The 9,606-nt window shown below is 64.8% G+C and carries 7 protein-coding genes and 1 rRNA gene; all 8 read left to right on the forward strand.

Features of this window, described 5'->3' with window-relative positions:
* Window positions 1-86, forward strand: a 5S ribosomal RNA gene (rrf, locus tag F8D48_RS12320); the annotation flags it as partial.
* Window positions 87-199: 113 nt separating this feature from the next.
* A complete protein-coding gene (locus F8D48_RS10815; protein WP_135971362.1) occupies window positions 200-1,096 on the forward strand; it encodes an acetamidase/formamidase family protein in 897 nt (298 codons plus the stop codon).
* Between the two features lie 167 nt (window positions 1,097-1,263).
* On the forward strand, window positions 1,264-2,202 hold the full coding sequence (gene modA / locus F8D48_RS10820; RefSeq protein ID WP_135971361.1) for a molybdate ABC transporter substrate-binding protein: 939 nt from the start codon (window positions 1,264-1,266) through the stop codon (window positions 2,200-2,202).
* Between the two features lie 338 nt (window positions 2,203-2,540).
* Window positions 2,541-3,884, forward strand: coding sequence for a molybdate ABC transporter permease subunit (modB, locus tag F8D48_RS10825; RefSeq protein ID WP_240806326.1), 1,344 nt, complete (start codon window positions 2,541-2,543; stop codon window positions 3,882-3,884).
* The gene (locus F8D48_RS10830) at window positions 3,881-4,993 is read left to right on the forward strand and encodes a sulfate/molybdate ABC transporter ATP-binding protein (RefSeq protein WP_135971360.1); all 1,113 of its coding nucleotides are present in this window, start codon (window positions 3,881-3,883) and stop codon (window positions 4,991-4,993) included. The genes modB and F8D48_RS10830 overlap by 4 nt, the downstream gene beginning before the upstream one ends.
* 244 nt (window positions 4,994-5,237) lie before the next feature.
* The gene (locus F8D48_RS10835; protein ID WP_240806327.1) at window positions 5,238-6,011 is read left to right on the forward strand and encodes a hypothetical protein; all 774 of its coding nucleotides are present in this window, start codon (window positions 5,238-5,240) and stop codon (window positions 6,009-6,011) included.
* A 28-nt stretch (window positions 6,012-6,039) separates the two neighbouring features.
* Window positions 6,040-8,919, forward strand: a complete 2,880-nt coding sequence (locus F8D48_RS10840; protein WP_135971359.1) for a molybdopterin-containing oxidoreductase family protein — start codon at window positions 6,040-6,042, stop codon at window positions 8,917-8,919.
* The gene (locus F8D48_RS10845; protein ID WP_135971358.1) at window positions 8,919-9,527 is read left to right on the forward strand and encodes a 4Fe-4S dicluster domain-containing protein; all 609 of its coding nucleotides are present in this window, start codon (window positions 8,919-8,921) and stop codon (window positions 9,525-9,527) included. The genes F8D48_RS10840 and F8D48_RS10845 overlap by 1 nt, the downstream gene beginning before the upstream one ends.
* The last annotated feature ends 79 nt before the right edge of the window (window positions 9,528-9,606 follow it).

A 9,606-nucleotide genomic window follows, 5' to 3' on the forward strand; every position in this document is an offset into this window, starting at 1 on the left:
GATCCCATTCCGAACTCGGCAGTTAAGCCCCACCTCGCCGAAAGTACTGCGGCGCGAGGCCGCGGGAGGACAGGTCGTTCCGCTCGCAGGGGGCGCTTTCCCATCGCCCCCCGGGCCCGGCCCTGCGGGAGGCGTTCCCCGAAATGTATTAGAATAGAGACACCGTACAAGGTGTCTTTTTTATTTTGAGGAGAAGAACATGGTTGAGCTGAGTGATGAGAAGGTACTCTACGCTTTTGACAAGACGTTGGAGCCGGCCCTGACGGTGCCGTCGGGCGAGACGGTGCGCATTCGCACGAAGGACTGCTTCGGCAATCAGGTGCAGCGTCCCGAAGATGAGCTCGATCAGATTGACTGGGATCATATCAATCCAGCGACGGGACCTATTTTCGTGGAGGGGGCGAAGGCCGGCGGCGCGCTGAAAGTGACCATTGACGCTATTGAGTTCGATGGGCAGAGCGCATCTTGCACAGGCAAGGACGAAGGCGTGTGTGGTGATCGCTTCGAGGCGTGGAGCACGCATCTGTGCGCCATCGATGGCGACGAGGTCGTCTGGGACGAGCGACTGCACATTCCCCTGCGGCCCATGATCGGCGTGATCGGAGTGGCTCCGGTCGCGGGGGCGGTTAACTGCGGTACACCCGGCAGTCACGGCGGCAACATGGATAACACGGCCATCACAACGGGTGCGACCCTGTATTTCCCAGTGGCCGTGGACGGGGCGCTGTTCGGCTGTGGAGACATGCACGCGGCTATGGGCGATGGCGAGATCAGCGTGTCGGGCGCCGAGGCGGCTGGCTATGCCACGGTGACGCTAACGGCGCTTCCGGAGCTTTCGGTGCCCGATCCGCTCATTGAGAACGAGACGCATTTCGGCGTGATCGCCTCGGCGGAAACATTGGATGCTGCGGCGAATCGCGCAGTGCACGAGATGGTCGATCTGATCTGCGACCGCACCGGGGAGAAGCCCGATGAGATGGTCATGCTGCTTTCTCTTGTGGCCGACGTGCAAGTGTGCCAGATGGTGGATCCCGAGAAGACCGTGCGCTTTATGGTGCCCAAGTACGTTCTTGACGCTCTGGGCTTCGCGCTGTAGCTCCGCGATATTTTCCGATAGGGCCCGCGCTCGCTTGGGGCGCGGGCCCTATAGCATAAAAATTATTCTCATTGGCGAATAATGATGCTTGCAGTCAGCAATGGGAGGGGGTATCATGGCGCCATGCATTATTCGTGCATGAGGATAATATGACCAAGGGAGGCCCCATGAGAAACATGACCCGCCGACTGTTCGCCATTTTCACGGCAACGATGATGGTGACGGCCCTCGGGCTGGCCGGCTGCGCCGGGGAGGCGGCGCCGGAACCGGCAAAGGACGTCGAACCGACCCAGGAGCAGCCGAACGCCACGGCCACGGGCGAGGGAGAGCAGGGCTCTGCCGAGCCGGTGAAGCTTCAAATCTTCGCCGCCAACTCGCTCACTAAGGCCATGGCTGAGGCTCAGGAGCTCTATACGTCACAGCATCCGAATGTCACCTTTGCCGATACCCAGTACGAGGGGTCGGGAACCCTCGTCGAGATGATTGGGGCCGGGCAGTACGCCGATGTGCTCATCACTGCCTCGAAGGGCACTATGGACACCGCCGTCGAGGAGGGCTATGTGCAAGAGGATACAAGCCAGACGATGTTCAACAACGATCTCGTCATCGTGACCAAGAAGGGCGGCGAGCTTGCGGGCAAGGACATCACCCTGGCCGATATCGCGGCGGGTGCCTACACCCTGGCCGTGGGCGATGAGAACGTGCCGGCTGGCAACTATGCTTGCCAGGCGCTGTCCACCGTGGGCGCCTACAGGGAGCCCGACAGCGCGACCGGCGCTGAGGCTACGGGCAAGGGCGGCAGCTTTTCCGATGCTCTCAGGGACAAAGTGACCCTCGGTGGCAAGGTGGGTGATGTGTGCAAGTACGCCGAGTCCGGCGAGGTGGATATCGCCATGGTGTACACCTCTGATGTGTACCGCATGGGAGGCGTGGATATCTGCTCGGTGGTGCCGGGCGATACCCACAAGCCCATCACATACCCCGGGGCCGTCTGCGCTGGCAGCAAGAACGCCGAAGCAGCCCAGGCCTTCCTCACCTGGTGCATGACCGATGAGGAGTGCGCCCAGATTTGGGAGCAATGGGGCTTCGAGCTGGCCGAGAACTAGGGAGCGTCCCTGGGCGCGGGCGCGAAAAAACGATACACTGGACGCCAGTGGAAAACGGCACACCGATGGGCGGAGACTTTCCGCCCATCTTTTCTGAGAGAGGTTCTATGGTGCAACGGTTCGCGGCGATGCTGCTTGCGCTTCTTCTCCTGGCACCTACGGGAGGGGCATGGGCGGCCGAGAGCGATACGGCCCGAGGCGCGGACGCGGCGGTCGCCTCGGCGGCTGATGGGGCGCGTGGCGAGGCGGCTGGCGGAACGATTGACTCGGCGGCCGCCGCGGCGACTGCCACGACAGGTGAAGGGGAGCCTCTTGGGGCGGCAGGCCCGATCGGGGGCTTGTCGACATTCGCGGAAGTGGACGTGGCGGCTGACGGGGACGTGGCCCGCATGGAGGGGTGCTCTTTCGCTGCGGAGGGCTTCGAATGTTCCCGCACGGGATCGGCTCGGGATATCGAGGGGAAGAGCTACGGCTACACCTATCGCCTCAGCGGCCCCGATCGCGTGGCCGTGGTGAACACAAGGGAGTATGCGGTGCTGTTCGTCCCGCGCGAGACGGCCGAGGCCTTCTCCCTTGCCAGTGACGGGGACGGGATCGAGGATCTCAAGGCGCTGCTCGCTGCGTTGGATTCCAATTTCTCCGCGGGAGTGGCCCCTCTCGCCGAACAGGACGTGTGGTACGTGTTTGCGGGAACGCCGGGGGACGGGCACGATGCGTCGCTGAGCGTCGGAGGTGTCACCTACACCTTCGGGCGCGAATTGACGGAAGGCCATTTCTATGTGACGGTGGAGGGCCCCGATGAGGCCTTCGACGTGAAGGCCGCCGTGCAGCCGGCCCAGATGGCCAGTGCGCGCCTGGTGGCCGCCGAAGAGGCGACAGTGGCCAAGGCGGCCGGGCCTCTGGAATCTCTGGGGGCGTTTCTGGCGACAATGGACTACTCGCCTCTGTGGGTGACGTTGAGGACCTGCGGCGTGGCCATCGTGCTTGTGTTCTTCCTGGGGCTGGCGGCGGCCTATTTCACCCTGCGCATCTCCCGGCGGGCCCAGAGCATCTTCGACACCATCTTCACCATTCCCATGGTGCTGCCGCCGACGGTGTGCGGCTTCCTGCTGCTCATGGCTCTGGGGCGCAATACGGCCCTCGGCCAGTTCTTCCAGGACGTGGGCTTTCCGCTTGTGTTCAGCTGGCAGGCGACGGTTATCGCGGCTGTGGTGGTGGCCTTCCCGCTCATGTACCGGAGTGCCCGGGGGGCCTTCGAGAGCCTGGACCCGAACATGCTGGACGCAGCCCGCACGCTGGGATGGTCCAACGGGCGCATCTTCATGAAGCTGATGCTGCCGCTGGCCTGGTCCTCCATCGCCTCGGGCACAGTGCTCGCCTTCGCCCGGGCTTTGGGCGAGTTCGGCTGCACGCTGTTTTTGGCCGGCAACCAGCTGGGCACGACGCGCACCATTCCCATCGCCATCTATTTCGAATGGATGAACGGAAACACCGAGGCCACGTGGTTCTGGACCATCGTGCTTTTGGTGTTCAGCTTCGCGGTCATTCTGTTCATCAATCTGTGGAGCCGGCATACGACCCGCTACCGCCAGCAGCCGCGCCCTGATGGACGCTCGCCCAAGCCGCGGCGCCAGGGCCGGCGCGGGGGCGGCCGACGGAGTGCAGAAGGAGGGGAGCGATGAGCCTATCGGTGGCTATTCGGAAGAGCTACGGCTCGTTCACGCTGGACGTGGCCTTCGAGGCGGGGGACGAGACCCTGGGCTTTCTGGGGGCGTCGGGCTGCGGCAAGAGCCTGACGCTGCGTTGCATCGCGGGCATCGAGACACCGGACGAGGGGCGCATCGTCGTGAACGATCGCGTGTTCTTCGATTCGGAGGCCCGAATCAACCTGACGCCCCAGCAGCGCAAGACGGCGCTTCTGTTCCAGAACTATATGCTGTTCCCGAACTTGACCGTGGCTGAGAACATCGGCGCGGGCATCGGGCGCGAGGTGGGGCGTGACGAGCGGGCCCGCATCATCTCCGAGGAACTTGCGCGCTTCGGCCTACGGGGCTTCGGTCAGCGCTACCCCTCCCAGCTCTCCGGTGGGCAGCAGCAGCGCGTGGCCCTGGCTCGGATGCTCGCGGCCCGGCCCGGCATTCTCATGCTGGACGAGCCCTTCAGCGCCTTGGATGCTCATTTGAAAGGCGTGCTCGAGCAGAGCCTCGTGAGCCTGTTCGAGGCCTATGGGGGCACCATCCTGTACGTGAGCCACGATATCGACGAGGCGCTGCGCTTCTGCGACCGCATTGCCGTGGTAGAGGCGGGGCGCATCATGGAGATGGGTCCCGCCGACGGTCTCGTGAACCGTCCCCAGTCGGTGGCGGGGCTGAAGCTGTCCGGCTGCAAGAACGCCACGCCGGCCGTGCTCGCAGGCGAGCACGCGGTGTTCTTGCCGCGCTGGGGCATTACGGTGGGAACTGCGGCCCCGGTGCCGGAGGGGGCCATCTGCTTGGGCGTGCGGGCCTTTGCCGTAGAGCGGGCGGAAGGTCCAGGCGAGAACTGCTATCGGGTGCGGGTGGACCGCACAAGCGATTCCCGCTTCGAGCGCACGGTGCTGCTGGGCTTTCTGGATCGGGAGGCAGGGAACGCCGAGCGGCCCGCGGCCTTCGACGACAACGAGATGAGCTACTTGCATCAGCACCTGTTCTGGCGCGTGAGCAAGCGCGAGGGGACGGTGCCGCTGCCAGAGGTGGGCGAAGAGCTGTGGGTGCGCATCCCGCCGGACAAAGTGTATCTCGTGACGCGCTAGGGCTTCGCTCTTTTCCCAGGTAGATTTCATCACTCACTCATACTGCGTGAGAAATTTCCTCCTAATTAGCCTCAATTTCAGACAGTATGCGGGTGGTCGAGCGGCTGCCCGCATCGTTATATTGGGGCACGGTAAGCGTTGCGGCCCGGAGCGATGAAGCGCCCCTGCGGGGGACGGCATGCGACGCGGAGGAGCATGATCTACGGGGGAGGAGGATCGCATCCGAGCGGATGCGAAGTACGCCATGACTGATTATTCCGATGCGAACCCCGCGGTGCGGGAACCTGATTTCAACGGCGTGGGCGAGCAGGCCGCTGCCCGGGTGTGCGACGCCTCCCTGGCAGCCGAGGATCTTCCCCCGGCAGACGAACTCACCTTCGAGGAGAAGCTCGCGGCGCTGAACCGCACGGTGATGCGGCATCCCCTGAACCGCGAGATTCTCTACAAGACGCTCGCCTTCTGCGAGACGGAGCGCCCGCTGCGCGAGGCTGAGGACTTCATCGCGGCCCTGCCCCAGTTTAATCTGGCCACGCAAAACCAATACTACCTGCTCACCTCGCTCGCGAAGGCCCACGGTTTGGAGCTGATTGAGCGCGACGAGACCGGCGAACCCGTGACCGCGGCGCAGAAAGAGGGCCTCACCGAAGACGAGGTGGACGACCTGGTGGCCGCCATCTCCTTCAAGACCACCGAGGTGGGCGCCTACTTCGTGGAGTACAACCGACCCCAGGCGCGCCTGGTGGATCTGCTGAGCCTGGATCCCGGCCGGGCGGACACTTACCGCGAGCTTTTGGAATACGTGGCCGCCGAGGCGCGGCCCTACCGCGACATAGAGGCATTTCTGGACGGGCGTCCCGCGCTGCAGACCGTCATCGACGGGCGGCCGGAGACGATGCAGCCCTCAGTTTTCGTGGACAAGCTCGAGCGCGCAGGCGCTCTGGTTTGGAAAGACGGTTGGACGTTGACCGAGGAGGGAAGGGAGTTTCTAGAGGATCTGAAGGTACACGGACAAGCATAGCAAGCAACGTAAGAGGAGAGGAAATTCTATGTCAAAGACCAGCTTGACACGGCGCAGCTTCGTCAAGGTGTCCGCGCTGGCGGGCGCGGCGGCGGCTGTAGGCGCCTCCATGGCCGGCTGCATGCAGGATGCGGCCCCCGAGGAGGGGCTCGCCGGCACCGGCGATGCGGTATCGAGCACCGAGGGGCTCACGCGCGTTCGCACGAGCTGCCACGGCTGCATTCAGATGTGCCCGGCCATCGCTTACATGAAGGACGGCGTGGTGGTGAAGCTCGAAGGCGATCCCGAGGCTCCGGTCTCGCGCGGCTCGCTCTGCATCAAGGGACTGAACCAGCTGCATACCATGTACAGCCCCCGCCGCATCCTGCACCCGCTGCGTCGGGCCGGCGAGCGCGGCGAGAACAAGTGGGAGGTCATCTCCTGGGACGAGGCCATCACCGAGGCGGCCACCCATATCAAGGAGGCCATCGACCAGTACGGCAACTACGCCTTCTTCGCCAGCGTGGGCGGCGGCGGGTCCTACTCGTTCATGGAGGCCATGACGCTGCCCATGGCCTTCGGCAGCCCCACGGTGTTCGAGCCGGGCTGCGCCCAGTGCTACCTGCCCCGCTGGTCCATGTCGAAGCTCTTCTACGGCGGCGACGACCAGTCCATTGCCGACAACGCCGTGCAGGAGATCTTCAAGGTAACTGACAACAAGACCGAGGTCGTCGTCATCTGGGGCGCCCAGCCCTCGGTGTCCGAGACGGCCGAGTCGGGCCGCGGCATGGCCGAGCTGCGCGCCGCCGGCGTGAAGACCGTAGTGGTGGACCCGAACTTCTCGCCCGACGCCGTGAAGGCCGACGTGTGGCTGCCCGTGCGTCCCGGCACCGATACGAAGCTTCTGCTCTCGTGGTTCCGCTACATCTTCGAGAACAAGCTCTACGACGAGGAGTTCACGAAGTACTGGACGAACCTGCCCTTCCTCATCGATCCCGATACCAAGCTGCCGGTGAAGGCCCAGGAGCTGTTCCCCGACTTCCAGCAGACCACGCCCGAGAACACCCCGGCCTATGTGTGCTTCGATCTGAGGACGGGCGCCGTGGCCCCCTTCGAGTACTCCGCTCCGGCCGACGCGACGGTGGATCCGGAGGTCTTCTGGGCCGGCGAGTTCAACGGCAAGCAGTACAAGACGGCCGGCCAGATCTACAAGGAGGAGGCCGAGCCCTGGACGCTCGAGAAGACCGCCGAGGAGTGCTGGCTCCAGGCCGACAAGATCGAGGCGGCCATCAAGCTGTACGTGGAGAACAACGGCGGCATCGCCAACGGCGTGGCCTCCGACATGACCGAGTCGGCCTCCCAGGTGCCGCTGGGCTGCATGGGCCTGGACTCCATCATGGGCCGCATCAACAAGCCTGGCGTCACCATGACCAAGAAGGCCTCCGGTGTGTTCGGTCCCACCGGCGAGGTTGCCGCGCCGACGCGCCCGCTCACCTATAACAACGGCTTCGACGGCATGTTCTCCGATATGTACGGCGTGGGCGCGGTCATCGGCATGTCCGATGCCGAGAACGAGGCGCGCATCAAGGAGCTGGGCGAGGCCATGCCCGATTCCCAGAAGACCCTGAACAAGCTGCTGCAGGACCGCCTGGGCATGAAGGATCACAAGGGCCTCTACGCCTGGTGCCACTCCCACATCCCCACGGTGCGCAACGCCATCGCCACCGGCGAGCCCTACAAGCCCCGCGTGTGGTTCGACATGTCCGGCAACAAGCTGGCCATGCTCGGCAACGCGAAGTCCTGGTATGAGGTGTTCCCCGAGGTGGACTACATCATCGGCCAGTACCCGCACCTCACCTCCTTCCACATCGAGGCGTGCGACTTGGTCTTCCCGCTGCGCGAGTGGCTGGAGGAGCCCATGGTGAACATGAGCCAGCTGGATACCCAGTGGCTGCAGAACGAGTGCGTGCACATCGGCGAGACCGTGTCCCACTCCATCCCGGCCGCCCAGGTGGTGGAGAAGTGCCGCGAGCTGTGGGGCGGCCACATTCCCGGCGGCCTGGAGCTCGGCGAGGGCACGGCCTACCTGGGCAGCCCCACCGAGGCCGCTGTCAAGCAGGGCGTGGCCGACACGCTCGGCGCCCCCGACTGGGAGACGCTGCAGGCCAACGTGGACGAGTATGTGCCGCACGTCACCCCCGACTACTGGAAGTACAACCAGCATGAGGAGATCGCCGACGACGGGTTGCCCGCGGGCTTCGGCACCGAGTCGCGCAAGGTGGAGACCTACTGTCAGATCCTGCTGAAGCTGGCGCGCAACGGGTACCCATTCTGCTATCCCGAGCCCCAGGAGGCCTGCGAGGACTACAGCCCCATCTGCGTGCCCATCGAGCCGGTGGAGAGCCCGTACGAGGGCATGCCGGGCTACGATGCCGAGTACCCCTTCGTGCTGACGAGCGGACGCGTGCCCTACTTCCACCACGGCACCATGCGCCATGCGCCGTTCAGTCGCGAGCTGTTCCCCTGCGCCGAGATCCGCATCAACCCGGCCAGCGCCGCCGAGCTCGGCATCGAGCACATGGACTGGGTGAAGGTGACGAGCCGCCGCGGCGAGGTGCACGCCCGTGCCTACCTGACCGAGGGCGTCCACCCCAAGACCGTGTGGATGGAGCGCTTCTGGAACCCCGAGTGCTACGACGCCTCCCAGGCCAACCCCACCGGCGGCTGGCGCGAGTGCAACGTGAACGTGCTCACCAAGAACGACGCCCCCTTCAACGAGGTCTACGGCTCCTATACCAACCGCGGCTTCACGGTGAAGATCGAGAAGTCCACCCGCCCGGAGAACATCTGGGTGGAGGCCGAGGAGTTCGAGCCCTTCATGCCGACCGCCGAAATGCTCGCTGAAGCCCAGACGAAGGATGTGTTCTAATGAAAAATACGCTTGTCATCGACTTGGACCGCTGCTCGGGCTGCGACTCCTGCGTGGCCGCCTGCAAGCACGAGAACCAGATGGGCCTGGGCGTGGTGCGCAACCACGTGTCCGCCGTGGGGCCTGTGGGCACCTTCCCGGACATCGAGATGTACTGGCTGCCCATGCAGTGCCAGCAGTGCGAGAACCCCGGCTGCATCGAGGTGTGCCCCACCGGCGCCTCCTACCGCGACGAGGAGACCGGCGTGGTGCTCGTGAACACCGAGGACTGCATCGGCTGCGAGAGCTGCCTGACCGGCTGCCCCTACGGCGTGCGCCACATGGACCCGAAGACCAACGTCATCGAGAAGTGCACGCTGTGCTATCAGCGTCGCAACGACGAGAACTGGGAGCCGGCCTGCGTGCACAACTGCTGCTGCGGCGCCCGCGTCTTCGGCGATTTGGACGACCCGGAGAGCGCGGCCTCCAAGGCCGTTGCCGCCGCCGGCGAGAACGCGCACTACCTGTGGGATCCCGCGAGCCTTTCCCCCACGACGGTCTACATCCTCTCGGAGAAGACCGCCAAGTGGCAGGACGAGCCCGTGGAGGTTACCCGCTACGAGAAGTAGCAACGCGCTTTTCCCGAGGGGGCGCCTATGAGGCACCCCCTCACACCCGCCCGCTTTCCGGTCGCCCAGGGTGGGAGGG

The organism is Adlercreutzia muris (assembly GCF_008831045.1).
In the GTDB taxonomy this organism is placed as follows: domain Bacteria; phylum Actinomycetota; class Coriobacteriia; order Coriobacteriales; family Eggerthellaceae; genus Adlercreutzia; species Adlercreutzia muris.

Coding starts and splice junctions, on each gene's coding strand:
- F8D48_RS10815 (WP_135971362.1), top strand. CDS start 200: ATGGTTGAGCTGAGTGATGAGAAGGTACTCTACGCTTTTGACAAGACG.
- modA (WP_135971361.1), top strand. CDS start 1,264: ATGAGAAACATGACCCGCCGACTGTTCGCCATTTTCACGGCAACGATG.
- F8D48_RS10830 (WP_135971360.1), top strand. CDS start 3,881: ATGAGCCTATCGGTGGCTATTCGGAAGAGCTACGGCTCGTTCACGCTG.
- F8D48_RS10835 (WP_240806327.1), top strand. CDS start 5,238: ATGACTGATTATTCCGATGCGAACCCCGCGGTGCGGGAACCTGATTTC.
- F8D48_RS10840 (WP_135971359.1), top strand. CDS start 6,040: ATGTCAAAGACCAGCTTGACACGGCGCAGCTTCGTCAAGGTGTCCGCG.
- F8D48_RS10845 (WP_135971358.1), top strand. CDS start 8,919: ATGAAAAATACGCTTGTCATCGACTTGGACCGCTGCTCGGGCTGCGAC.